Source organism: Pseudomonas sp. NPDC088429 (assembly GCF_044753305.1).
GTDB lineage: Bacteria > Pseudomonadota > Gammaproteobacteria > Pseudomonadales > Pseudomonadaceae > Aquipseudomonas > Aquipseudomonas rustica.
The window spans coordinates 16249-40764 of sequence record NZ_JBIVMX010000030.1 but is presented as its reverse complement, the minus strand read 5'-3'; the positions used below and the strand labels follow the sequence as shown (position 1 = coordinate 40764).

Genomic DNA, 24516 nt, shown 5'->3' with positions numbered 1-24516 from the left:
GGCATCAGCCTCTTAGCGGGTGCCGCGACGGCTCATGAACGCCAGACGCTCAAGCAGTTGCACGTCCTGTTCGTTCTTCACTAAAGCACCGGCCAGCGGCGGAATCGCCTTGGTCGGATCGCGTTCGCGCAGCACCGCTTCGCCAATATTGTCGGCCATCAGCAGCTTCAGCCAATCGACCAGCTCGGAGGTCGACGGCTTCTTCTTCAGGCCCGGCACTTTGCGCACGTCGAAGAACACGTCCAGCGCTTCGCTGACCAGATCCTTCTTGATGTCCGGGTAATGCACGTCGACGATTTTCTGCAGGGTCGGGCGATCCGGGAAAGCGATGTAGTGGAAGAAGCAGCGGCGCAGGAAAGCGTCCGGCAGCTCTTTCTCGTTGTTCGAAGTAATGATAATGATCGGGCGCTTCTTGGCCTTGATGGTCTCGTCGATCTCGTAAACGTAGAACTCCATCTTGTCGAGTTCTTGCAGCAGGTCGTTGGGGAACTCGATATCGGCCTTGTCGATCTCGTCGATCAGCAAAATGACCCGCTCTTCGGACTCGAAAGCCTCCCAGAGCTTGCCTTTCTTCAGGTAGTTGCGCACGTCGTGGACTTTTTCAGTGCCCAGCTGCGAGTCGCGCAGACGGCTGACCGCATCGTACTCGTACAAGCCCTGATGGGCCTTGGTGGTGGATTTGATGTGCCAGGTGATCAGCTTGGCATTGAACGATTCGGCCAGCTGCTCGGCGAGCATGGTCTTGCCGGTGCCCGGCTCGCCCTTGACCAGCAGCGGCCGCTCCAGGGTGATGGCGGCGTTGACCGCCAGCTTCAGGTCATCGGTGGCGACGTAGGCCTGGGTGCCTTCGAACTTCATCGGCTAATCCTCGAACGGTAACGCCGACCTGAACGGGCAGGGCGGGGGCGAAATAATCGGATGCCCGACTATAACGCGCAGGCCGGTCGACTGTGAACGCAGACGGCTTATTCAGTCTCTGAATGGGGCGTCACATGTTGACTCATTCTCGGCGCATGGCCAGTATTTTTACCCGGTTGATTCGGCGATAGCCTCTGAACACACCGCATGACTTGCGGCAAAAGGGCTTTCTGTGGCGAGGGAGCTTGCTCCCGCTGGGCTGCGAAGCAGCCCCATCCCGTTCACTCGGAGGCTTTTAATACATGTCGAGCATAAAAAGACCACGCTTGTCCGCTGCCGTAGCGCTTACAGACCGCCGACTCGCACTGACCTTTTGCGATAGCCGGCAAGTAACAGTCGATTTGAGTTGCGATATCCAAACATATCCAGGACTCGCCCCATTAATCGATCCGATAGTCTTTGCAACTGCTCGTCTGGCAGATAATGGCTGGACTGTTGAATGGTTGGCCGCAGATATCCAGATCGGCGCAGATACCTTTTATCGGGATGCATTTCGCCCGTAAATCCTAACCCGCATCCGGCTTGGGCCGTTCATACCGCGCATTGAAGGCCTGAACAAAGCCATTACGCAAAATCTGCAAAAACGCTTCAAACGCGCTGATATTTTGCTGGTGCACATTGCCGCTCAGCTCAACCTTGGTCGCAAACTGGTTTTTCGCCTGGTTCTTCAGCACGGTTTCCGTGCCGCCGACCAGCGCTTCCCAGACGGAGCGGAAGATGCTCTTGTTCTTGTTTTCCACGTCCTGCTGCCAGTTGAACACTTCGACGTCACGCAGCAGGGGTTTGATGTAGCCGTTTACTTGCGCCTTTTTGGCTTTGGCCTCAATCACTACATCGCCGTGACCGGCATTGAAGTCGAACTTGCCGTAGGCCGAAGCGAAGTCGTTCATGCTCTTGAGTTCGATATCTTTGGCGCGCAGGCGGAATTCGAAGTCTTCAAAATTGCTCAACGGATCGAAGGTGGCGGTGGTTTCCAGCGGTGCGTGGCCGAGTAGCAAGGCTTTGCCTTCGAAACGGGCGTCGCGTTTACCGTCCTTATCGACCACGTTGGTCAGGTTGTAGATGCTCGCGTTGACGTCAGTGGCATTCATGTTCACCGGCGGTTTGGAGTTGAAGTTGCGGAAACTGATGCGACCGTCGTTGATCTGCACTTCGTCGAGGGTGATGGGCAACAACTTGCCCAACTGCTCACGCCAGTCGGTGCCTTGACCGGTTTGGGAATTCTGTTTGTTGGCGCCACCGTCGACGAAGTTGATTTCAGGTTTGAAGAACTTCACTTGAGCGACGACGGCATGGTCGTACCACAGCGAGTGCCAACTGACTGAAAGGTCGATCAACGGTGCGTTAACGAACGGCACCGGCACTTTGCCGTCGACTTTGACAATCTTCAGACCGTTGATTTTGTAGGCGCCGCGCCACCACGCCAGGTCAACGTCGGTGATCTGACCACGGTAATCGCCCATGTTGGCCAATTTGTCATTCAGGTAATCGCGCACCACGTAGGGCAGGGCGATGTGCAGCGCAATCAGCAGCACGACGATTCCCGCAAAAGTCCACAAGGGCCAGCTGTAGCGACGTTTCATGGTGACAATTCCCGAACGATGTAAAGCGATTGACTACTGCGTGTTGCAGACGTTCGCCTCGACTGGACTGTGATGGGCAACAGGCATACCTTGGAGCGCTGAATTCAATGCTGCATAAGGACCCAGCCATGAGCCGTATTTTTGCTGACAATGCCCATTCCATCGGCAACACGCCGCTGGTGCAGATCAACCGTATTGCGCCGCGTGGCGTGACCATTCTGGCCAAGATCGAGGGGCGCAACCCCGGTTATTCGGTGAAATGCCGGATCGGCGCCAACATGATCTGGGACGCCGAAAGCAGCGGCAAACTCAAGCCCGGCATGACCATCGTCGAGCCGACCTCGGGCAACACTGGCATAGGCCTGGCCTTCGTCGCCGCCGCTCGCGGTTACAAATTGATGCTGACCATGCCGGCCTCGATGAGCATCGAGCGCCGTAAGGTGCTCAAAGCACTGGGCGCTGAACTGGTGTTGACCGAACCGGCCAAGGGCATGAAAGGCGCGATCGAAAAAGCCGCTGAAATCGTGGCCAGTGATGCCGACAAATATTTCATGCCAGCGCAGTTCGATAACCCGGCCAACCCGGCCATTCATGAAAAAACCACCGGCCCGGAAATCTGGAACGACACCGACGGCGCTGTCGACGTATTGGTGGCCGGCGTCGGAACCGGCGGAACCATCACCGGTGTTTCGCGGTATATCAAGAATACCCAGGGCAAACCGATTCTCTCCGTGGCCGTGGAGCCGGTGTCCTCACCGGTGATCACGCAAGCGCTGGCCGGTGAAGAGATCAAGCCGAGCCCGCACAAGATTCAGGGTATCGGCGCAGGTTTTGTGCCGAAAAACCTCGATCTGTCGATGGTAGACCGGGTTGAGTTGGTGACTGACGAAGAATCGAAAGCCATGGCCCTGCGTTTGATGCAGGAAGAAGGAATCTTGTGCGGGATCTCCTGCGGTGCAGCGATGGCGGTTGCCGTGCGTCTGGCGGAGACCCCGGAAATGCAGGGCAAGACCATCGTCGTGATCCTGCCGGACTCGGGTGAGCGTTATCTGTCGAGCATGTTGTTCAGCGACCTGTTCACCGAGCAGGAGAATCAGCAGTAATCTGGATTGATTCAGGTCAGCCAAGGTTCAGGATCGTTATGTTAATAAGCGCTTTATTGCGCATTGCTTAACACTGAATCTTGGAATGTACGGGTTTTTCCCGACGCCGGTAGTGTTTATCATGGCCGGCTGCCATGCCGGGTAAATGGCATCGCAGCGTCGTTTTTTATCAAGGAGTTGTGGATGACCGTTTCGTTTGCCGCCAAGGCGTTTGTGCTGTTGCTGTTTCTCGGCAGCACGCTCTATGTGCATTTGCGCGGCAAGGCGCGTTTGCCGGTACTGCGTCAGTTCGTCAACCATTCGGCGCTGTTCGCTCCGTACAACGCCTTGATGTACATGTTCTCTGGCGTGCCGTCGAAGCCTTATCTGGATCGCAGCAAGTTTCCAGAGCTGGACGTGTTGCGCGACAACTGGCAAACCATCCGCGACGAAGCCATGCACCTGTTCGACGAGGGCTATATTCGCGCCGCCGAGAAGAACAACGACGCCGGTTTCGGTTCGTTCTTCAAGAAAGGCTGGAAGCGTTTCTACCTCAAGTGGTACGACAAACCGCTGCCTTCAGCCGAAACCCTGTGTCCGAAAACCGTGGCGCTGGTCAGTGCGATCCCGAATGTAAAAGGCGCGATGTTTGCGTTGCTACCGGGCGGTAGTCACCTCAACCCGCACCGCGATCCGTTTGCCGGCTCTCTGCGTTATCACCTCGGCTTGTCGACGCCTAACTCTGACGATTGCCGGATCTTCGTCGACGGTCAGGTTTACGCCTGGCGCGACGGTGAAGACGTGATGTTCGATGAGACCTACGTGCACTGGGTTAAAAACGAAACCGAGCAAACCCGCGTCATTCTGTTCTGCGACGTCGAACGTCCGCTGAAAAACCGCTTCATGACTCGCATTAACCGTTCGATCAGCGCCTGGCTCGGCCGCGCCACTGCGCCGCAGAATCTTGACGACGAGCGCGTGGGCGGGATCAACCAGGCTTACGCGTGGAGCAAGAACTTCAGCGACAAATTCAGCGGCGTTGTGAAACAGTGGAAGCGCCGTAATCCCAAGGCCTACCGCGTGGCACGACCAGTATTGGCGGTGGTGGTGTTGACGTTGTTGGGGTATTGGTTGTTTGGCTGAGGCTGGATATTGAAATGAAAAAACCGCTCTTTGGGAGCGGTTTTTTATTGGGAAACTTACAGGCGACCTGCTGCGAGTACACTCGGCTCTTCTGTGTCAGTACCGGTTTCCAGTAATTTCAGAAGCCGGTTTTGGCTTGCAGTCAGAAGCACCTCTCCAGATTTTCTGCTGCGGGCAAGAGATCCCTTTCTAGTGGGAGCCTTTTTCTCGGATTTGCTCATGTTTCCACCACTATTGATCGTTATTTGAACAGTTTTCACGATACTCGGTTCTCTAGGTTTTTTACAAGGCGGCCCTGAGAATCGAAGTCAAAGCCGAGTTTTTGATAATGTGAAACCGCACCCTTCAAAGGCTCCTGGATTTCGAGAATATTGCTTCCAAGGAATTGGGCATATTGTTCGATTGCGATCAACGCCAATGCACCGATACGGTTTTTCAACGGATGTTTTTCTCTAGGGCGTCCTTCCAGACGCACAATTCGTATTCTTTTCCTGCTGGCGTTTGGATTTGCAAAGCACAGTCCGCAAAGCTGCTCTTCGTGCCAGATCGCTATGTCGAGAGACAAGGGTTCCCGGGCTTTCCATTCAACGACTTCACACCACGCGAAGTGCTGATCTTTCCAAAGTCGTGACGCTTCCACTGCTTGCTGATTGATCGGTTCGAAACGAACTTTTGATAAATCTATGAGAGTCGATTCATTTTGCGCCGGTTGAAGCTGTAACCGGGCGGTGACGATAGCGGCCTGCTTTCTGGCTTGTGATCGATACAACTGATATCGCAAAGATGTCCGTTCCTTTGGCATGTGATTCCGTGCATTCCTTGTCCTCCATGGATGGGTGCTGCCATTGCAATTCAGCCTAAGCGTCTCCAATCCACCTGTCGCTAGCGGCCATTCGCCCAAGTCATTGCAATCCATGTCCTACGCTGGTTATATTCAGCCCCACGTGAGCCAACCGACTTACGTATCCATTCAAAAAGATCAGCCCCAATGCCTGCATCCCTCATCAACGCGGTAGTCGATTCAGCGGTCAACGCTGGCGTCCTGCCGTGCGGGAATCAGCAGCCAAGGCAGATCAGTCATTACCCCCCACCTGTCAGTAGCACGCCGGTGTTCGCAGTCGTATCACCGCCGGGCGTTGGCGTTTCGGGCTGATCAGCGTTTTTGCTGCCCCCTATGCCCGCCTGAAAAAACCTACTGAATTTCAGCCTCGGCTGAGTTGGCTATTTGCCTGACTACAGGTGGTATTCATGTTTGTCCTTTCGAAAAAATCCGCGCTCGCGGCGGCGTCCACGAGCCTGTTCGTTCTGCTGTGGAGCAGCGGGGCGATCTTCTCCAAATGGGGGCTGGCGCACGCGACCCCCTTTGCCTTTCTGCTGATACGTTTTGCGATTGCCTTGTGCGGGCTGGTACTGCTGGCGCCGTTGCTCAAGTTGAAGTTGCCCAAGGGCGGCAAGCCGATGCTGTATGCGATTGCCACGGGCGTGGTGTTGCTGGGGGCTTATCAGATTTTCTATCTGCTGGCCCTGAACACCAAAGTCACACCCGGCGTGATGGCCACGATCATGGGCGTGCAACCGATTCTTACGGTGGTGCTGATGGAACGACAGCGCTCAGCGAGCCGCTTGTTCGGCCTGGCGCTGGGGCTGGCCGGGCTGATCATGGTGGTCTATCAGGGTATCGGTCTGGCCGGCATGTCCTGGGCGGGAATGCTCTTCGGGTTGCTGGCGCTCGCGAGCATGACGCTCGGTTCGATCATGCAGAAGCGCATCACCGACAATCCCCTCGGCACGCTACCGGTGCAGTACCTTGCCGGGCTGTTGCTCTGCGGGATTTTTGTGCCGTTCCAGCCGTTTCATTTTGAACACAGCGCAGGGTTTTTCCTGCCGGTGTTGTGGATGGGGTTGGTGGTGTCGGTGCTGGCGACGCTGTTGCTGTATCGGCTGATTGCGCAGGGCAATCTGGTGAACGTCACCAGCCTGTTTTATCTGGTGCCGGCGGTGACGGCGGTGATGGATTACCTGATTTTCGGTAATCGGCTGGCGGCGTTGAGTGTGCTGGGGATGCTGCTGATCATTGTTGGGTTGGCGTTTGTGTTTCGTAAAACGGGGTAACAGAGAGTCAGGTGGCGGCTGTTCGGCCGCCAATCGCGAGCAGGCTCACTCCTACAGGGGGATGCATTCCAATTGTAGGAGTGAGCCTGCTCGCGATAGCCTTTTCTGCACCAGCACAAATCTACCGGGCCGGTACCTCCGCCGGCTTTACCACCGCAGGCTTCAGCACCAGCCACAACGCCGCCGCAATCAGCACGCCGCCATAAATGTGCGCCATCGACAGCGGCTCATCCAGCAGCAACGCCCCCCACAACACGCCAAACGGCGGAATCATGAAGGTCACGGTCATCGATTTCACCGGGCCGATCGAGCTAAGCAGGCGGAAATAAATGATGTACGCAAACGCCGTGCAGCCCAGACCCAGACCGAGCAGCGACAGCCAGACATGCCAGCCGCCCCAACTCACGGGTGGCTGGGTTGCCACGCTGTAGCCAAACAGCGGCAGCAGGAACAATGTCGCGCCGAGCATGCTGCCCAGTGCCGATAACCGACTGTCCAGCCCGCCAGCCTGATCCAGCCAGCGCCGCGCAAGAAACCCGGCAAAGCCATAACAGGTGGTCGCCAGCAGGCAGGCGACGGCGCCCATCAACAATTGCAGATCGAATGCCACCGGCCCTGCGCGCGTCAGCACGCCAACCCCGAACAGTCCGAGGAAGACGCCGCTCAATTTGGCGACGGTCAATCTTTCACTGAAGAACAATCCGCCAATCAACACGCCCATCAACGGCGTGGTGGCGTTGAAAATCGCCGAGTAACCGGCCGGCAGCACTTGCGCGGCAACCGAATACAGCGTCGCCGGAATCCCCGAGTTGATCACGCCGAGCAGCATCACGGTTTTCAGTTTGCCTTTGAAATCCCAACTGATGCGCATCAAACCGAGGATCACCAGCAGACCGACGGCCGCGATCGACACGCGAAAAAACGCAGTCGGAATGGTCCCGATCACGGGCGCAATCACGCGCATGAACAGGAAACTCGCGCCCCAGATGGCTGCCAGCGACAACATACGGAAAATATCGACAGGGCTCACGGCGGGGCTCCTTCCTTGATCGGGACGAGAGTGTTGCCGAGGCCCCGGATCAAGGCAACCGCTAATCGGACATTTAATTTCCCGCAGTCGCCGCTTACACACAGAAAACCACACGCGGTAACAACCGGAACGGCATTTGGCCGAAATTGCACTTCACCTGTGCCCGCAACCGTGGCTAAGCTCAGGCACAGATTTCCAAACGTACGCCGAGGTCTCATTTATGCCGCAGCAATGGCCAGCCACCGACATCGCCCGCATGATCCTCGATGGCTTTGACGATTATCGCGAGCATTTCCGGCGGATCACTGACGGCGCGCGCGAGCGTTTCGAGCAAGCACGCTGGCAAGAGACGCAAACGGCATCGGCGGCGCGGATCAACCTCTACGAGGAAAAGGTCGGAGAGACCATCGCCCGCTTGCGCGAACATTTCGACGACGACACGCTGATGAACGTCAGCTGCTGGCCGCTGGTGAAAAGCGCCTACATCAGCGTTATCGACCTGCGCTTCGACGATGAACTGTCCGAGACCTGGTACAACTCGATTTTCTGCGGGCTGTTCAGCCATGACCTGATCAGCGATGGCTGCATGTTCATTCACACCACGCGCCCGAGCCTGCGCCGTGCCCGCGCCGCGCAAACCCGTACCTATAAACCGCAAGGGCAGTTATCGGGGATGCTCGCGAGCATTTTTGCCGATTACCGTTTCAGCGAAGACTACGCCGATTTACCGGGTGACCTGCAGCGCCTCGAAGCGCAACTGCGTGAGAACCTGCCGGACTGGGTGTGCAAGGATCCGGAGCTTAGCGTCGAGCTGTTTTCCTCGGTGCTGTACCGCAACAAGGGCGCGTACCTGGTCGGGCGCATCTACACCCGCGACGAGCAATGGCCGCTGGTGATTCCGCTGCTGCACCGAGAAGGGCGCGGGATCCAGATCGATGCGTTGATCACTGACGAAGCCGACGTGTCGATCATCTTCTCCTTCACCCGCTCGTACTTCATGGTTGATGTGCCGGTGCCGGCGGAGTTCATCGGCTTCCTGCGGCGCATCCTGCCGGGCAAACACATTGCCGAGCTGTACACCTCGATCGGCTTTTACAAACACGGCAAATCCGAGTTTTACCGGGCGCTGATCAATCACCTGGCCAACACCGACGATCAATTCATCATGGCCCCCGGCGTGCGCGGCATGGTCATGAGCGTGTTCACCCTGCCGGGCTTCAACACCGTGTTCAAGATCATCAAGGACCGCTTTTCGCCCTCGAAAAACGTCGACCGTGCGACGGTGATCGAGAAGTACCGACTGGTGAAAAGTGTCGACCGGGTAGGGCGGATGGCCGATACCCAGGAGTTCGCTGATTTCCGTTTTCCGCTGACCAAGTTTGATCCGGCGTGTCTTGAGGAATTGCTCGAAGTGGCAGCGTCGACGGTATCGGTTGAGGGCGACACCGTGCTGATCCGCCACTGCTGGACCGAGCGGCGAATGACCCCGCTTAACCTCTATCTGGAAAACGCCAATGACGCGCAAGTGCGCGAGGCGCTGGAGGATTACGGGCTGGCGATCAAACAACTGGCGGCGGCGAACATCTTTCCCGGCGACATGCTGTTGAAGAACTTTGGCGTTACCCGTCACGGGCGTGTGGTGTTTTACGACTATGACGAGATCTGTTTCCTGACCGAAGCCAACTTCCGTCACATTCCTGCGCCGCGCACGCCGGAGGACGAAATGGCCTCTGAACCGTGGTACTCGATCGGGCCGCTGGATGTGTTTCCGGAAGAATTTCCGCCGTTTTTGTTCGCTGATTCGGGGCAACGCAAGTTGTTCGATCAGTTGCATGGCGAGTTGTATAACGCGGATTACTGGAAGAGCCTGCAGGAGGCGATTCGCGCCGGCAAAATCATCGACGTCTTCCCGTACCGCCGCAAAGGCCTGGACAACGAATAACTCCTCTGTAGGAGCTGCCGAAGGCTGCGATCTTTTGATTTTGCTTTTAAAAAAACAAGATCAAAAGATCGCAGCCTTCGGCAGCTCCTACAGGGGAAGCAGGCCAATCGAAGGCAAATCTGCGACAATCGGCCCCCTGCACAAATAGACGACCGAATTGCGTACCCGATGACCGACGAATCGCCCTCCATCGACAAACTGCTGAAAAACCTCGACCACGCCATGCTCGCCGACCGTCACCGGCTGCGGCGGCAGTTGCTTGAGCTGCGCAAGAAACCTGATGAGGCCAAACTGGCCCAGTGGGTGGCGCGCATGCAGGCGTCCTGTGATCAGGTGCTGGCGCGCAAGGCCAGCCTGCCGGTGATTCGTTACGACGACAGTTTGCCGATCGCCGCCAAGCGCGACGAGATCAAGAAAGCGCTGGAAAAGCACCAGGTCTTGATCATCGCCGGCGAAACCGGTTCGGGTAAAACCACGCAATTACCGAAAATCTGTCTGGAGATCGGTCGCGGTCAGCACGGCTTGATCGGCCACACCCAGCCGCGCCGGATTGCAGCACGCAGTGTGGCCAGTCGGGTTGCCGAAGAGCTCGGCACGCCGCTCGGTTCCTTGGTCGGCTATCAGGTGCGCTTCGAAGATCAGAGCGATGCCAACACCCTGATCAAGTTGATGACCGACGGCATCCTGCTCGCGGAAACCCAGAATGATCGCTACCTCGAACGCTACGACACGATCATCGTCGACGAAGCCCACGAGCGCAGCCTCAACATCGACTTCCTGCTCGGTTACCTGAAAACCCTGCTGCCGCGCCGCCCGGATCTGAAAGTCATCATCACCTCGGCGACCATCGATCTCGAGCGTTTCTCCAAGCACTTCGACGACGCGCCGATTGTTGAAGTCTCCGGCCGTACCTTCCCGGTCGACACCTGGTATCGCCCGCTGACGCTCGAGCAGGACGAAGAGGGCAACCGTGTCGAGGATGACCTGACGGTGGATCAGGCGATCCTCGCCACCCTCGATGAAATCGCCGCTTACGAACGCAGCGAACGCCGCAGTCCCGGCGATGTGCTGGTGTTCCTGCCCGGCGAGCGCGAGATTCGTGACGCTGCCGACATGCTGCGCAAAGCCCAACTCAAACACACTGAAATTCTGCCGCTGTACGCGCGCCTGTCGCCGGCTGAGCAGCAGCGGATTTTCCAGTCGCACCCGGGCCGTCGCGTGGTGCTCGCGACCAACGTCGCCGAGACGTCGCTGACCGTACCGGGCATCCGTTACGTGATCGACAGCGGCACCGCGCGCATCAGCCGTTACAGCTACCGCGCCAAGGTGCAGCGTCTGCCGATCGAGGCGATTTCCCAGGCCAGCGCCAACCAGCGTAAGGGCCGTTGCGGCCGGGTCGAGCCGGGTATCTGCATTCGGTTGTACAGCGAAGAAGATTTCCTCGGGCGTCCGGAATTTACCGATCCGGAAATTCTGCGCACCAACCTCGCCGCGGTCATTTTGCAGATGCTGCATCTGCGCCTCGGCGAAATCACCGCGTTCCCGTTTATCGAGCCGCCGGACGGCAAGGCGATCAGCGACGGTTTCAACCTCCTGCAAGAACTCTCGGCGGTGGATCGCAACAGCCAGTTGACCCCGCTGGGTCGCCAATTGGCGCGTCTGCCGGTCGACCCGCGCATGGGTCGCATGCTGCTTGAAGCGGCCAAGCTCGGCAGCCTGCAGGAAGTACTGATCGTCGCCAGTGCCATGTCGATTCAGGATCCGCGCGAGCGCCCGCCGGAGCGTCAGCAAGCGGCAGATCAAGCCCACGCGCAGTGGAAAGACATCGACTCGGATTTCGCCGGATTGGTGAATCTTTGGCGTGGCTTCGAAGAACAGCGCCAGGCCCTGACCGCGAGTCCGCTGCGCAACTGGTGCCGGAAGAACTTCCTCAACTACCTGCGTCTGCGCGAGTGGCGTGATTCCCATCGCCAGTTAAGCCTGATCTGCCGCGACATGCAGTTGAGCCTGAATAAAGAGCCGGCGGATTATCCGAAGCTGCACAAAGCTGTGCTGGTCGGTCTGCTCAGCCAGATCGGTCAAAAAACCGAGGACGGCGATTACCTCGGCGCGCGGCAGCGACGTTTCTGGATTCATCCGTCATCGGGCATCGGCAAGAAGCGTCCGCAATGGTTGATGACCGCCGAACTGGTGGAAACCACCAAGCTATACGCGCGCATGGTCGCCAAGATCGACGCCGACTGGATCGAGCCGCTGGCCGGGCACTTGATCAAGAAAAACCACTTCGAACCGCACTGGGAGAAGAAGCGCGGCCAGGTCGTGGCGTTTGAACAGATCACCCTGTTTGGATTGATCGTGGTCGGTCGTCGCCCGGTGCATTACGGCCCGGTGGATCCAGTGGTTTCGCGTGAGCTGTTTATCCGCGAAGGTTTGGTGCGCGGCGAGATTCAGTCGAAAGCCAAGTGCCTGACCGCGAACAAACAACTGCTGGAACAACTCGACGAACTCGAAGCGAAGGCACGTCGCCGCGACATTCTTGCCGACGAAGAAACCCTCTACGCCTTCTACGACGCACGCTTGCCAGCGGAGATTCACCAGACCGCGACCTTCGACAGTTGGTATCGCATCAATAGCCAGAAAGATCCGCAGCTGTTGATCATGCGCGAAGAAGACGTGCTGGCCCGCGAGGCCAGTGAAGTCACCGCGATGCATTACCCGGACACGCTGCACATCGGCGATCTGGAACTGGCGCTGACTTATCACTTCGAACCGAATCACCCGCGCGACGGCGTGACCTTGCGTGTGCCGGCGCCGCTGTTGCCGATGCTGCCGCCGGAGCGTCTGGAGTGGCTGGTGCCGGGGCTGATCGAGGCCAAGTGCATCGCCCTCGTGCGTAACTTGCCGAAAGCCTTGCGCAAGAATTTCGTGCCGGTGCCGGACTTCATCAAGGCTGCGTTGCAACGCATGACTTTCGCCGAGGGTTCGTTGCCGCAAGCGCTGGGCCGTGAGCTGTTGCGCATGACCGGCGCGCGGGTCAGCGATGAAGCGTGGGCGGAGGCTGAGCAAAGCGTCGAAGGGCATCTGCGGATGAACCTGGAAATCGTCGACGGCCAAGGCAAATTCCTCGGTGAAGGACGTGATCTGGCCGAGCTGACCGCGCGTTTTGCCGAGGCCAGTCAGGCCGCGTTAGCGGTGCCGCAGAGTGCGAAAAGTCAGCAACCGGTAGAGGCGAAAGTCTTCGCACCGGTTGCGGAAAAGACTCAGCAAAAGATTGCCGGGCTGTCGATGACGGTGTATCCGGCGCTGGTCGAAGAGGGCGGCACGGTCAAGGAGGGGCGTTTCTCGACCCCGGCCGAAGCCGAATTCCAGCATCGTCGTGCGTTGCAGCGTTTGTTGATGCAGCAACTGGCCGAGCCGGCGAAGTTTCTGCGCAGCAAGTTGCCGGGGCAGACTGAGTTGGGCTTGCTCTATCGCGATTTAGGCCGGGTCGATGCGCTGGTCGAAGACATTCTGCTGGCCAGCCTCGACAGCTGCATTCTCGAAGGCGAAGACCCATTGCCGCGTGACGGCGCCGGTCTGGCGGCACTGGCTGAGCGCAAGCGCGGCGGTTGGACGGAGCACGCTGAACGTGTGGCGCGGTTGACCCTGGAGATTCTCAAGCTGTGGCACGGTTTGCAGAAACGCTTCAAGGGCAAGATTGATCTGGCCCAGGCCGTGGCGCTGAACGACATCAAGCAGCAGATTAGTAACCTGGTGTATCCGGGGTTCGTGCGCGAGACGCCGATGCAGTGGCTGAAAGAAATCCCGCGTTACCTGAAAGCGGTAGAGCAGCGTTTCGAGAAACTTGGCGCGCAAGTGCAGAAGGATCGCGTCTGGAGCGGCGAACTGGCCGGTCTCTGGGCGCAATATCAGGCTCGCGCCGCCAAGCATGCACAGGAAGGCAAACGCGATCCGCAACTTGAGCTGTACCGCTGGTGGCTGGAGGAATACCGGGTTTCCCTGTTCGCCCAGCAGTTGGGCACGAAAACCCCAATCTCCGACAAACGCCTGAGCAAACAGTGGAGCCAGGTCGAACCCTGAGCCCCCACCGCTGATCGTTCCCACGCTCTGCGTGGGAACGCCTCTGGGGACGCTCCGCGTCCAGTAACGCGGAGCATCACGGGCTGCATTCCCACGCAGGAGCGTGGGAACGATCATTCGTGTTGATCTTGAGAAAGGCGCCAAATCCCTGCGTTTATGGCAAACTTCGCGACCATAAACGCCGGTTTCGCGACCCAGAGCCTTCGGCCGTGTCGCGTGGCGGAATAAAACGATGCCAGGTTTGCGTCCCCCGGATGGGAATAGACCCTTTGTGTGTTGGTACGACGGTTCCAGCACTTTCTGCCTGAACAGATTAGAGAAACGACCATGCATAACGTCGTCATCAGCGGCACCGGCCTGTACACCCCGGCCAACAGCATCTCCAACGAAGAGCTGGTGCAGTCTTTCAATACTTACGTCGCGCAGTTCAACGCCGACAACGCCGAGGCCATTGCCAACGGCGAAGTCCAGGCCCTGACCGAATCCAGCGCAGCCTTCATCGAAAAAGCTTCGGGCATCAAGAGCCGCTTTGTCATGGACAAGGACGGCATCCTTGACCCGCAGCGCATGGCCCCGCGCCTGCCCGAGCGTTCCAACGACGAATGGTCGGTGCTCTGCCAGATGGCCATCGGCGCAGCCGAACAGGCCCTGCAACGCGCCGGCAAAACCGCCGCTGACATCGACGGCGTGATCGTCGCCTGCTCCAACCTGCAACGCGCCTACCCGGCCATCGCCATCGAAGTCCAGGAAGCGCTGGGCATTCAAGGCTTCGGTTTCGACATGAACGTCGCTTGCTCCTCGGCGACCTTCGGCATTCAGGCCGCCGCCAACAGCGTGCAACTGGGCCAGGCCCGGGCGATCCTGATGGTCAACCCGGAAGTCTGCACCGGTCACCTGAACTTCCGTGACCGCGACAGCCACTTCATCTTCGGCGACGCCGCGACTGCGGTGATCATCGAACGTGCGGACACCGCCACCTCAAAGCACCAGTTCGACGTGGTCAGCACCAAACTGCTGACCAAGTTCTCCAACAACATCCGCAACAATTTCGGCTTCCTTAACCGCGCAGCAGAAGAGGGCGTCGGTGCCCGCGACAAGCTGTTCGTGCAGGAAGGCCGCAAGGTGTTCAAGGATGTCTGCCCGATGGTTGCCGAGTTGATCGGTGAGCATCTGCAGGAGAACCAACTCAACGTTGGCGACGTGAAGCGCTTCTGGCTGCACCAGGCCAACCTGAGCATGAACCACCTGATCGTGCGCAAGTTGCTCGGTCGCGAAGCCACCGAAGAAGAAGCACCGGTGATTCTCGACACCTACGCCAACACCAGCTCGGCGGGTTCGGTCATCGCGTTCCACAAATATCAGGACGATCTCGCCGCCGGTTCGCTGGCCGTGCTGAGCTCGTTCGGTGCCGGTTACTCAATCGGCAGTGTGATCCTGCGTAAACGTTGATCGCGCCTTAAAGATCGCCGCCTGCGGCAGCTCCTGCACTGATCCCCGTAGGAGCTGCCGCAGGCTGCGATCTTTTGCTTTCAGAGAGGTAATGCATGGCCGCAACGGACGACACTCAACTGCTCGAACGCCTGCTGGCCGGTGAGCAGAAGGCTTTCAAGGAACTGGTCAGCACCTATCAAAGCGCGATGCGCGCCGTGGCCTATGCCATCGTCGGTCAGCGTCACGTCGAAGAAGTGGTGCAGGATGCCTGGCTCTCCGTGGTTCGCCACATCGGCACCTTCGAAGGTCGTTCCAGCCTGAAAACCTGGCTACTGACCATCACCGCCAACTCCGCCAAAAGCCGCTACAAGCAAAATCGCCGCGAAGTGCTGATGGATGACTTGCCGTCACCCCACGGCAGCATCGACGACGACCGCTTCTCCCCCGGCGACGGCCATTGGTTGATCGCCCCGTTCGCCTGGCACCAGGACACCCCCGAAGCACTGCTTACCGAAGGTGAATTGCGCGACTGTCTCGAGCACACGTTGCTCAGTCTGTCGGAGCTGCAAAGCAGTGTTTTGCTGCTGCGCGAACGGCAGGGTCTGGAGCTGGAAGAGATCTGTAATCTTCTGGAGATCTCGCTCTCCAATGTCCGTGTGCTGCTGCATCGGGCGCGGCTGAAAGTCTTCGCCACGGTGGAGCATTTTGAGGAGACCGGGGAATGCTGACCTGTAAAGAACAAGTGGCGCGCTCCAGCGATTATCTCGATGGCCAGTTGAGCTTCCGCGAGAAACTGATGGTGCGTCATCACCTGATGTTCTGCCCCAATTGCCGCCGTTTCATGCGCCAGATGCGCTTGATGCAGGCGACGTTGAAGGCGATGCCGGAAAAACCTGAAGAGGGCGTGGACGCCTTGGCCGAACGACTCGCCGAACAACGCCGCAAAGACCTGTAGGAGCTGCCGAAGGCTGCGATCTTTTGACCTTGATAAACAAGATCAAAAGATCGCAGCCTTCTGCAGCTCCTACAAGGGAGTAGCACAGTGCGGGTGAAACGAACGGATGATGGGGATCGTCCCGCCCGCACCGGGCTAAATTGACGCTGTTAGAACTTCGCTTCGGCATCCAGTTGCAGGGTGTTGGTGTCCGCGTCACGCTGAGTACGGCTGGCGAAGTCGGCCTTGGTCAGGAAGTACGTGGCACCGATGGCGAAGTTCTTGTCGATGTCGTAACCGACCTTGAACTTGTGGCCACGCGAGCCGGTGGTGCCGTTGGCAAAGTCGGAGTCGGTGAAGGCCCCCACCACGGCGTCGCGCTGCACATCACGGTAGTTGTAATCGAGGTTGAAACCGAAGACTTTCGACTTGGCGCCGATCAGCCAGGCGGTGTCTGCGTCGGTCACGGCGTCGTTGTTTTTCACGTACTGACCGTAGAACGACAGAGGCATTGCCAGACCGCCGATGTCGAGTTGGCTGAACCCTTCATACAAACGGAATTCGTTGTTCGCCGAGTTGCCGTTGACCGACAGCGCGCACGGTGTCGAGGTGCCGGTGCAGCGGCTGTCTTCGTCGTTCTGGTAGGCGTAAACGCTGCCGCCGACGGTCAATTTCAGGTTGTCGGTGATCGCCAGACGGCTACCCAACTGGCCGGCGGTCAGACGCAGGTCGTGACGGAACTGCACGCCTTCGCCATCGACGTTGTCCTTGAGGGTGTAGTTGCCCAGGCTGCCGAACAGTTCGGCGGTGCTGCCCAGTGGGTATTTGTAAGTAACGGCCAGACCTTCCGGGTTGATGTCGCCATCCCAGATCACATCGCCCATGCTCACCCACGGTTGCAGCATCTTGCCGCCGATCACGTGCAGGTTCTTGATCTGATCGGGGTGGTAATCGATGTAGCCCAGGTCGAGCCAGATCTGCTTCTTGTCGAAATAGTTGTCCAGATCCTGGTTGGTCGAACGAGCGTCGTCGCCGCCGCCAGTGGCGATGCGGATGCCGGTGTCGACTTGCGGGTTGATCTCGGTGTAGGCGCCGAGGCGGGCACGGATACGCTGGCGATCCTTGTCGCGACCGCCGTTGTTGGATTCGCCGTCGATCTTGACGGTCTCCTGACGGATGCGTACATCACCCTTGAATTGAGTCTTCGCTGCCCACGCCAGTTTCTGATCGAAAGCGCTTTGTTCGTTGGTCTTCTTCGCGACAGCCGCGACTTGTTCATTGGTCTCTTGCTGCGCCTGCTGCGCGATTTGCTGAGCCTTTTGATCCTTGGCCAGTTCGGTTTGCAGTTCGATGTACTGCGCCTGGGAAATCGAGCCGTTGGCTTTAAGCATGTCGAGCAGTTTGGCGTCGACTGCGGCGCTGGCCGGAACACTCATGGCCAGCAACAGGCCGCCACACAGGGCCGCCGCAGTTTTCGTGGAAGCAAGACGCATAGCAATCTCCGAAGATGAAAGGGGATGGCTGAACCATCCTGGACACAACCGACGGTTGAAGGTCGGAAAACAGTGGCCGGGCTATAACCCGACGCTCTAAAAACAGGCGCCAGTATCGCGATGGTTTATGACAGTGCAGTGGCACAGTGATGGCAGGATGATGACGATGGGTGTTTGGCCGGAACGATTGATTTAGAGCGGTGTCGGCCGAAGGAGCGTGTGCAAAGCACGTCGATAAGCGATACTCGCCGGGCTTTGAAGCCCCGATGTGGAGAGCCCGTTGATGCCGTTGCAACGCCTGCAAAACCTGTCAGAAGTCGCCCCCGCAAGCTGGGACGCATTGGTGCCCGAGAATCAGCCGTTTCTGCGGCATGCCTTTCTCAGTGCGCTGGAAGACAGCGGCAGCGTTGGCCCGCACACCGGTTGGCTGCCGGAGCATTTGCTGCACATCGAAGATGATCGACTGATCGCCGCGTTGCCCACTTACCGCAAGTGGCATTCCTACGGTGAGTACGTGTTCGATCATGGCTGGGCCGACGCCTGTGCCCGCGCCGGTATCGACTATTACCCCAAACTGTTGATCGCTGTGCCGTTCAGCCCGGTCAGCGGCCCGCGCTTATTGGCGGCGAATGTCGAGGACGGTTTCGAACTGCTGAAAAGTCTGCCGGGGTATCTGGAAATCGAAGAGCTTTCCAGCGCGCACATCAATTTCACTGACCCGTTTACCGATGCAGCGCTGGCCGAGCAACCTGGTTGGCTGCAGCGCATCGGCTGTCAGTATCACTGGCAAAATCGGGGTTATCGCGACTTTCAAGACTTCCTCGACGTGCTCGCTTCGCGCAAGCGCAAGCAGATGCGCAAAGAGCGCGAGCAAGTGGCGGGGCAGGGCTTTGAGTTTGAATGGCTGGAGGGGCGTGAGCTGGATGAGGCGCAGTGGGATTTCGTCTATGCCTGCTATGCCAATACCTACGCGGTGCGCCGACAAGCGCCTTATCTGACGCGGGAGTTTTTCAGTTTGCTCGCTGAGCGCATGCCCGAAGCCATTCGTGTGGTGTTGGCAAAACAGGGTTCACGGCCGGTGGCGATGGCCTTCAGTCTGGTCGGCGGCGACAGTTTCTACGGCCGTTATTGGGGCTGCTTGGCGGAGTATGATCGGCTGCATTTCGAAACGTGTTTTTATCAGGGCATGGATTACGCGATTGCCAATGGCTTTCAGCGGTTTGATGCGGGTGCTCAGGGGGAGCACAAATTGATTCGCGGGTTTGAGCCGGTGATCACGCATTCTTGGCATTACTTGCGTCATCCGGGGCTGAAAGCGGCGGTCAAAGACTTCCTCGAGCAAGAGCGCGCCGGCGTTCTCGCCTACGCCGAAGAAGCCCGAACAGCCTTGCCCTACCGCCAAACCTAGAACCCATGCAGGAGCTGCCGAAGGCTGCGATTTTTTGATCTGGCCTTTTAAAAACCAAGATCAAAAGATCGCAGCCTTCGGCAGCTCCTACACGGGAATTGTGTTGGGCTCAGGTTTCTTCTTTGCCCAGCCAGCGGTAGATCCCGCCGCCGACCACTGCGCCTATCAGCGGCGCGACCCAGAACATCCACAACTGCGCAATCGCCCAGCCGCCCACCATCAGCGCCGGCCCGGTACTGCGCGCCGGGTTGACCGAGGTGTTGGTGACCGGAATCGAGATCAAGTGGATCAGCGTCAGGGCCAGACCAATCGCAATCGGTGCCAGTCCCGGTGGCGCGCGTCTGTCGGTCGCGCCGAGGATGATGATCACGAACATCGCGGTCATCACCAGCTCAGTGACAAACCCTGCCGCCATCGAATACTTGCCGGGAGAATGCTCGCCATAACCGTTGGACGCGAGGCCGGAGGCAATATCGAAACCTTCCTTGCCGCTGGCGATATGAGCGATCAACGCCGCCGCGAGGATCGCGCCGAGCACTTGGGCAATGATGTAAGCAGGCAACTCTTTGGCGGGGAATCGACCGCCGACGACCAGACCGACCGACACGGCCGGGTTGAGGTGACATCCGCTGATGTGGCCGATGGCGAACGCCATGGTCAGCACCGTCAGACCAAACGCCAGGGCCACCCCCAGCACGCCGATACCCAGCGGCGAAGACGCGGCGATCACCGCACTGCCGCAACCACCCAACACCAACCAGAACGTACCCAACAACTCCGTAGCTGAACGTTTCAACAGAGACATGAGAAGAGTCCTTGATAGCGCTGCTATCGAGACTGCATCGAGTTGTGCGTCCTTGCAGACTTACGACAGGCTCCGTTCCGAAGCCTTGGCTGAGTACAGCAGGGTTTTTACGGATTTCCAGCAGGGCAAAAAGCAAAGATCGCAGCCTGCGGCAGCTCCTACAGTGATTGTTCCCACGCTCTGCGTGGGAATGCCTCAAGGGACGCTCCGCGTCCAGTGACGCGGAGCGTCACGGGCTGCGTTCCCACGCGGAGCGTGGGAACGATCATTCAGTGCATCAGTCGATACCGACGAACCCCCCGGTCTGGTGCGCCCACAGCCGCGAATACAGGCCACGGTGGGCGAGCAATTCTGCGTGAGTACCGCTCTCGGCAATCTTGCCGTTCTCCAACACCACCAGCCGATCCATCCGCGCAATGGTCGAGAGCCGGTGCGCAATCGCGATCACGGTTTTGCCTTGCATCAGCGTTTCCAGACTTTCCTGAATCGCCGCTTCGACTTCCGAGTCCAGCGCCGAGGTGGCTTCGTCCATGATCAGGATCGGCGCGTCCTTGAGCAGCACTCGCGCTATCGCAATGCGCTGACGCTGACCACCGGACAATTTCACCCCACGCTCACCGACATGCGCATCGAAACCGGTACGGCCCTCGGCGTCCGACAGCAGCGGAATAAACTCATCGGCGCGCGCCTTGTGCACCGCGTCCCACAACTCGGCATCGGTCGCGTCCGGTTTGCCGTACAACAAGTTGTCGCGGATCGAACGGTGCAGCAACGAAGTGTCCTGGGTGATCATGCCGATGCGCGCACGCAGGCTTTCCTGACCGACGTCGGCGATGTTCTGCCCGTCGATCAGAATGCGCCCGCCCTCGACGTCGTACAGGCGCAGCAGCAGGTTGACCAAGGTCGATTTACCGGCGCCGGACGGCCCGATCAAACCGATTTTCTCACCCGGTTTGATGTTCAGGTTGAGGTCGCCGATGATCCCGCGCTTCTTGCCGTAGTGAAAATCGACGTGCTCGAAACGCACTTCGCCACGGGCCACTTGCAGCGGTTTGGCGTCTTCGCGATCGGTGACGCTGACCGGTTGTGCGATGGTTTGCAAACCGTCCTGCACCATGCCGATGTTTTCGAAAATGCCGGTGACCACCCACATGATCCAACCGGACATGTTGACGATGCGAATCACCAGGCCGGTCGCCAAAGCAATCGCGCCGACAGTGATCAACGATTGCGTCCACAACCACAGGGCCAACGCGGTAGTGCCGACGATCAGCAAGCCGTTCATGGTGGTGATCGCCACGTCCATGCTGGTGACCACGCGACCGGCCAGTTGCGCTTTGACGGTCTGTTCTTCGATGGCTTCCTTGGCGTAGTGCTGTTCGAAATTGGTGTGGGCGAACAGCTTCAGCGTGGCGATGTTGGTGTAGCCGTCGACGATGCGCCCCATCAGTTTCGAGCGCGCGTCGGAGGCTTCCACCGAGCGTTGTTTGACCCGTGGCACAAAGTAGTAGAGCGCGCCGATGTAGGCGGCGATCCACAGCAGCAGCGGGATCATCAGGCGCCAGTCAGCTTCGGCAAACAGCACCAGCGAGCTGATCGCGTAAATCACCACGTGCCACAGCGCATCCACCGCTTGTACCGCAGAATCACGCAGCGAGTTGCCGGTCTGCATGATGCGTTGGGCGATGCGCCCGGCGAAGTCATTCTGGAAGAAATTCAGGCTCTGCTTGAGCACATAGCTGTGGTTCTGCCAGCGGATCATGCTGGTCATGCCGGGGCTCAGCGTCTGATGCACCAGCAGGTCGTGCAGGCCGAAAAAGATCGGCCGCAACACAAGGGCAACCACCACCATCCACGTCAGTTCGAGGGCGTGGTCGCTGAAGAAATTCGGGTTCGGCGTGCCTTGGGCCAGGTCGATGATGCGGCTCAGGTAACTGAACAGCGCCACTTCGATCAGCGCGGCAAACAGGCCAACGACGAGCAGGGCGGCGAAACTCGGCCAGACCTGTTTGAGGTAGTAAACATAGAAGGGCCAGACACGGTCTGGAGGGGACGCCGTGGGGGCGTCGCGGAATATGTCGATCAGTTGTTCGAAACGGCGATAGAGCATCAGATAAACGCCCGGAATGCGGGCTCTCCTTTTATCAGTGTGAGCGGCGCGGGATCAGCCCGGCGCCGCTCGATATGCCCTGCAGAACTTAGTCGATGCGCTTGGCCGACTTGATGATCACAGGGTCGACAGGCACGTTTTGCATGCCGCTTTTAGTGGTGGTCTGCGAGTTGACGATGATGTCGACCACGTCCATGCCCTTGACCACTTTGGCGAATACCGCGTAACCGGCGTCACGGCCCGGATCGAGGAAGGCGTTGTCGGCCACGTTGATGAAGAACTGGCTGGTGGCCGAATCCGGGTTGGAAGTGCGCGCCATCGACAGCGTGCCGCGAACGTTGTGCAGGCCATTGCTGGCTTCGTTCTTGATCGGCGCCTTGGTGTCTTTCTGTTGCATTTGTTGGGTGAAACCGCCGCCCTGAGCCATGAAGCCCGGAATCACGCGGTGGAAAATGGTGTTGGTATAGAAGCCGCTGTCGACGTACTCAAGGAAGTTCTTGGTACTGATCGGCGCCTTGACCGGATCCAGCTCGATTTCGATCTGGCCGTTGGTGGTGTCCAGCAGCACGTGTGGCGCCTTGGCTGGCGTCGCTGCCATCAGGTTGGCGGCAAACAGAACGGTACCGGCGGCGAGGGCGAGTTTTTTCAGCATGGGTCAGTGATCCTGAGATTGAAGGTCGGCTGTGGCGAGAAACTCCAGCAGCGTTTGATTGAAGCGTTGCGGTTGGTCTAGCGGGGTGGCGTGGCGCGAATCGTCGATCACCACCAGCCGTGCATCAGGCAGCAGTTTTACATAGGTTTCTTTCAGCGCGACGGGTGTGTAGTCGCGGTCGGCGCTGACGATGAGGGTTGGACAGGTCACGCGGGAAAGTCGTTCCTGAACGCCCCAACCGACAATCGCATCGAAGCTGGCGAGATAAGCACGTTTGTCGTTTTTTGCCCAGCGTTCGGCCATTTTCTGCCGCAGATCGGCCTGTTCCGGCTTGGGAAAAAGTTTGCCGCCGAGGGCTTTGCCGATGGTTTCGAGGCTGAGCACGCGCATCAGGCTCCAGCGTTTGAACCACTGCCAGTAGTCATCACGGCTGCGCAGTTTGACCTCGGGCGCGCTGTTGACGATGGTCAGACTCTTGAGCAGCTGCGGTTGATCGACGGCGAACTGAAAACCGATCATGCCGCCCATGGACAGCCCGGCGTAATGCACCGGGCCGAGGTTCAAATGTTCGATCAGCGCGAGGAGGTCGGCGCTGAAACCAGCGATGCTGTAGCGCTCACGGGGTTTGTCCGAGCGGCCGTGGCCGCGAACATCCGGAACGATCACCCGGTAGTGCGCGGCGAGTGTCGGGATCTGCATTTCCCAGTCCAGCGTGCTCGAACCGAGCCCGTGAACCAGCAGCAACGGCGTACCGTGGCCATATTCCTCGTAGTGCAGGTTGCAGCCTTCGTGCTCGAAATACGCCATCGGTGGACTCCGTGTCAGGCTTGTTCAGGGGCGGCGTACGGCGCATCCAAAGGCAACGTATCGAAGGTGCGCAGCAGTTCGATGAGGATTTGCGTCGCCGGGCCCAGGGGTTTGTCTTTGTTCGAATACAGATAGAAGCTGGAGTTGCGGGTGCCGCCCCTGTCCAACGGTAGCAGCTTGAGCGAGCCATCCTTGAGTTCTCGTTCAATCATGTGTCGAGGCAACCAGGCAAAACCCAGACCGCTGCTGACAAATGTCGCGGCGGTGGCGAGGCTGCCGACCGTCCAACGCTGTTCGGCGCCGAGCCAGCCGACATCGCGGGGTTGCTGGCGGCCGGAGTCGCGGATCACCACTTGCATTTGCGTTTCGAGATCCTGAAAACTCAGTTCGCGATTGAGCCGGTGCAGCGGGTGATCGGGGTGGGCGACGGCGATGAACTCGACGTCGCTCAATTCCGCCCCGAGGTGGCCGGGAATGCTCAGGCCGGTGATGGCCAGATCGGCCACGCCTTCGAGCAGGACTTCTTCCACACCCGACAACACTTCTTCACGCAGACGCACGCGGCAGCCACGGCTTTGCGGCATGAACGCGGTGAGCGCGCGGACGATGCGCGCACTCGGGTAAGCGGCGTCGACCACCAGCCGCACTTCCGCTTCCCAGCCTTGTTCCATGTGATGGGCAAGGTCTTCGAGCTGACTGGCCTGTTTCACCAGTTGCCGCGAACGACGCAGCAACACGCCTCCGGCTTCGGTGAGCACGGCTTTACGCCCATCGATGCGCAACAGCGGCACGCCGAGCTGATCCTGCATGCGCGCGACGGTGTAGCTCACCGACGATTGCGAGCGGTGCAGGGCCTCGGCGGCCTGGGCAAATCCGCCATGGTCGACCACGGCCTGCAATGTTCGCCATTGATCCAGGGTCACGCGGGGCGCTTTCATCAATAGCTCCTCTTGTCCTAAGCTGGCGGTCCCTCATGGAGACTGCCG

The 24516-nt window shown here is 58.8% G+C and carries 20 protein-coding genes; 10 read left to right on the top strand and 10 right to left on the bottom strand.

All coding sequences use genetic code 11. The features are described from left to right. Positions 1 to 12: 12 nt before the first annotated feature. Entirely contained in the window at positions 13 to 858 is an 846-nt protein-coding gene (locus tag ACIP66_RS16460) for a MoxR family ATPase (RefSeq protein WP_038358424.1), read from the bottom strand. A gap of 302 nt (positions 859 to 1160) precedes the next feature. Here ACIP66_RS16460 and ACIP66_RS16455 point away from each other — a divergent pair, with 302 nt between their 5' ends. Next, positions 1161 to 1421, top strand: coding sequence for a DUF2442 domain-containing protein (locus ACIP66_RS16455; protein WP_400649177.1), 261 nt, complete (start codon positions 1161 to 1163; stop codon positions 1419 to 1421). A gap of 3 nt (positions 1422 to 1424) precedes the next feature. Here ACIP66_RS16455 and ACIP66_RS16450 read toward each other — a convergent pair whose 3' ends face one another. After that, positions 1425 to 2501, bottom strand: coding sequence for a DUF748 domain-containing protein (locus ACIP66_RS16450; RefSeq protein WP_053118132.1), 1077 nt, complete (start codon positions 2499 to 2501; stop codon positions 1425 to 1427). 128 nt (positions 2502 to 2629) lie between these two features. Here ACIP66_RS16450 and cysK point away from each other — a divergent pair, with 128 nt between their 5' ends. Continuing rightward, positions 2630 to 3604 (top strand): cysteine synthase A, encoded by a 975-nt coding sequence (cysK, locus tag ACIP66_RS16445; protein ID WP_159814663.1) that lies wholly within the window; start codon positions 2630 to 2632, stop codon positions 3602 to 3604. 183 nt (positions 3605 to 3787) lie between these two features. Further along, positions 3788 to 4726, top strand: a complete 939-nt coding sequence (locus tag ACIP66_RS16440) for an aspartyl/asparaginyl beta-hydroxylase domain-containing protein (RefSeq protein WP_053118136.1) — start codon at positions 3788 to 3790, stop codon at positions 4724 to 4726. Between the two features lie 256 nt (positions 4727 to 4982). Here ACIP66_RS16440 and ACIP66_RS16435 read toward each other — a convergent pair whose 3' ends face one another. Next, a complete protein-coding gene (locus tag ACIP66_RS16435; RefSeq protein WP_053118138.1) occupies positions 4983 to 5528 on the bottom strand; it encodes a hypothetical protein in 546 nt (181 codons plus the stop codon). A 446-nt stretch (positions 5529 to 5974) separates the two neighbouring features. Between ACIP66_RS16435 and ACIP66_RS16430 the strand changes: the two genes are divergently transcribed. Then, the gene (locus ACIP66_RS16430; protein WP_400649174.1) at positions 5975 to 6838 is read left to right on the top strand and encodes a DMT family transporter; all 864 of its coding nucleotides are present in this window, start codon (positions 5975 to 5977) and stop codon (positions 6836 to 6838) included. 121 nt (positions 6839 to 6959) lie between these two features. Here the strand turns inward: ACIP66_RS16430 and ACIP66_RS16425 are convergent, their stop codons facing one another. Beyond that, the gene (locus ACIP66_RS16425; protein ID WP_053118142.1) at positions 6960 to 7868 is read right to left on the bottom strand and encodes a DMT family transporter; all 909 of its coding nucleotides are present in this window, start codon (positions 7866 to 7868) and stop codon (positions 6960 to 6962) included. A gap of 220 nt (positions 7869 to 8088) precedes the next feature. Between ACIP66_RS16425 and aceK the strand changes: the two genes are divergently transcribed. The 5 genes from aceK to ACIP66_RS16400 all read left to right on the top strand — a co-directional run bounded on the left by aceK (position 8089) and on the right by ACIP66_RS16400 (position 16276). Next, positions 8089 to 9810, top strand: coding sequence for a bifunctional isocitrate dehydrogenase kinase/phosphatase (aceK, locus tag ACIP66_RS16420; RefSeq protein ID WP_400649173.1), 1722 nt, complete (start codon positions 8089 to 8091; stop codon positions 9808 to 9810). Positions 9811 to 9978: 168 nt separating this feature from the next. Further along, positions 9979 to 13890, top strand: coding sequence for an ATP-dependent RNA helicase HrpA (gene hrpA / locus ACIP66_RS16415; RefSeq protein ID WP_400649171.1), 3912 nt, complete (start codon positions 9979 to 9981; stop codon positions 13888 to 13890). Positions 13891 to 14217: 327 nt separating this feature from the next. Next, on the top strand, positions 14218 to 15339 hold the full coding sequence (locus ACIP66_RS16410; RefSeq protein ID WP_053118148.1) for a beta-ketoacyl-ACP synthase III: 1122 nt from the start codon (positions 14218 to 14220) through the stop codon (positions 15337 to 15339). Positions 15340 to 15434: 95 nt separating this feature from the next. Next, positions 15435 to 16049, top strand: coding sequence for an RNA polymerase sigma factor (locus ACIP66_RS16405; protein ID WP_053118150.1), 615 nt, complete (start codon positions 15435 to 15437; stop codon positions 16047 to 16049). Beyond that, complete coding sequence (locus ACIP66_RS16400) at positions 16043 to 16276, top strand: anti-sigma factor family protein (protein ID WP_400649168.1); 234 nt, start codon at positions 16043 to 16045, stop codon at positions 16274 to 16276. Before ACIP66_RS16405 ends, ACIP66_RS16400 begins: the two co-directional genes overlap by 7 nt. 149 nt (positions 16277 to 16425) lie before the next feature. Here ACIP66_RS16400 and ACIP66_RS16395 read toward each other — a convergent pair whose 3' ends face one another. Further along, a complete protein-coding gene (locus ACIP66_RS16395) occupies positions 16426 to 17748 on the bottom strand; it encodes a putative porin (protein WP_053118153.1) in 1323 nt (440 codons plus the stop codon). Positions 17749 to 18031: 283 nt separating this feature from the next. Between ACIP66_RS16395 and ACIP66_RS16390 the strand changes: the two genes are divergently transcribed. Continuing rightward, a complete protein-coding gene (locus tag ACIP66_RS16390) occupies positions 18032 to 19156 on the top strand; it encodes a GNAT family N-acetyltransferase (protein WP_400649166.1) in 1125 nt (374 codons plus the stop codon). Between the two features lie 109 nt (positions 19157 to 19265). On the opposite strand, the gene aqpZ is transcribed toward ACIP66_RS16390, so the two are convergent. The 5 genes from aqpZ to ACIP66_RS16365 form a co-directional block, all read right to left on the bottom strand. Beyond that, entirely contained in the window at positions 19266 to 19961 is a 696-nt protein-coding gene (gene aqpZ / locus ACIP66_RS16385; RefSeq protein WP_400649164.1) for an aquaporin Z, read from the bottom strand. A 277-nt stretch (positions 19962 to 20238) separates the two neighbouring features. Further along, on the bottom strand, positions 20239 to 22071 hold the full coding sequence (locus tag ACIP66_RS16380; protein WP_053118159.1) for an ABC transporter ATP-binding protein: 1833 nt from the start codon (positions 22069 to 22071) through the stop codon (positions 20239 to 20241). Between the two features lie 88 nt (positions 22072 to 22159). After that, positions 22160 to 22723, bottom strand: coding sequence for a peptidylprolyl isomerase (locus ACIP66_RS16375; protein ID WP_053118162.1), 564 nt, complete (start codon positions 22721 to 22723; stop codon positions 22160 to 22162). 3 nt (positions 22724 to 22726) lie between these two features. Beyond that, the gene (locus ACIP66_RS16370; RefSeq protein WP_400649161.1) at positions 22727 to 23530 is read right to left on the bottom strand and encodes an alpha/beta fold hydrolase; all 804 of its coding nucleotides are present in this window, start codon (positions 23528 to 23530) and stop codon (positions 22727 to 22729) included. A gap of 14 nt (positions 23531 to 23544) precedes the next feature. Beyond that, positions 23545 to 24468, bottom strand: a complete 924-nt coding sequence (locus ACIP66_RS16365; RefSeq protein WP_008086429.1) for a LysR family transcriptional regulator — start codon at positions 24466 to 24468, stop codon at positions 23545 to 23547. Positions 24469 to 24516 lie beyond the last annotated feature (48 nt).

Bases quoted from the DNA above. Each gene is read 5' to 3' on its own strand.
- ACIP66_RS16460 (WP_038358424.1), bottom strand. From the start codon at position 858: ATGAAGTTCGAAGGCACCCAGGCCTACGTCGCCACCGATGACCTGAAG.
- ACIP66_RS16455 (WP_400649177.1), top strand. From the start codon at position 1,161: ATGTCGAGCATAAAAAGACCACGCTTGTCCGCTGCCGTAGCGCTTACA.
- ACIP66_RS16450 (WP_053118132.1), bottom strand. From the start codon at position 2,501: ATGAAACGTCGCTACAGCTGGCCCTTGTGGACTTTTGCGGGAATCGTC.
- cysK (WP_159814663.1), top strand. From the start codon at position 2,630: ATGAGCCGTATTTTTGCTGACAATGCCCATTCCATCGGCAACACGCCG.
- ACIP66_RS16440 (WP_053118136.1), top strand. From the start codon at position 3,788: ATGACCGTTTCGTTTGCCGCCAAGGCGTTTGTGCTGTTGCTGTTTCTC.
- ACIP66_RS16435 (WP_053118138.1), bottom strand. From the start codon at position 5,528: ATGCCAAAGGAACGGACATCTTTGCGATATCAGTTGTATCGATCACAA.
- ACIP66_RS16430 (WP_400649174.1), top strand. From the start codon at position 5,975: ATGTTTGTCCTTTCGAAAAAATCCGCGCTCGCGGCGGCGTCCACGAGC.
- aceK (WP_400649173.1), top strand. From the start codon at position 8,089: ATGCCGCAGCAATGGCCAGCCACCGACATCGCCCGCATGATCCTCGAT.
- hrpA (WP_400649171.1), top strand. From the start codon at position 9,979: ATGACCGACGAATCGCCCTCCATCGACAAACTGCTGAAAAACCTCGAC.
- ACIP66_RS16410 (WP_053118148.1), top strand. From the start codon at position 14,218: ATGCATAACGTCGTCATCAGCGGCACCGGCCTGTACACCCCGGCCAAC.
- ACIP66_RS16405 (WP_053118150.1), top strand. From the start codon at position 15,435: ATGGCCGCAACGGACGACACTCAACTGCTCGAACGCCTGCTGGCCGGT.
- ACIP66_RS16400 (WP_400649168.1), top strand. From the start codon at position 16,043: ATGCTGACCTGTAAAGAACAAGTGGCGCGCTCCAGCGATTATCTCGAT.
- ACIP66_RS16395 (WP_053118153.1), bottom strand. From the start codon at position 17,748: ATGCGTCTTGCTTCCACGAAAACTGCGGCGGCCCTGTGTGGCGGCCTG.
- ACIP66_RS16390 (WP_400649166.1), top strand. From the start codon at position 18,032: ATGCCGTTGCAACGCCTGCAAAACCTGTCAGAAGTCGCCCCCGCAAGC.
- aqpZ (WP_400649164.1), bottom strand. From the start codon at position 19,961: ATGTCTCTGTTGAAACGTTCAGCTACGGAGTTGTTGGGTACGTTCTGG.
- ACIP66_RS16380 (WP_053118159.1), bottom strand. From the start codon at position 22,071: ATGCTCTATCGCCGTTTCGAACAACTGATCGACATATTCCGCGACGCC.
- ACIP66_RS16375 (WP_053118162.1), bottom strand. From the start codon at position 22,723: ATGCTGAAAAAACTCGCCCTCGCCGCCGGTACCGTTCTGTTTGCCGCC.
- ACIP66_RS16370 (WP_400649161.1), bottom strand. From the start codon at position 23,530: ATGGCGTATTTCGAGCACGAAGGCTGCAACCTGCACTACGAGGAATAT.
- ACIP66_RS16365 (WP_008086429.1), bottom strand. From the start codon at position 24,468: ATGAAAGCGCCCCGCGTGACCCTGGATCAATGGCGAACATTGCAGGCC.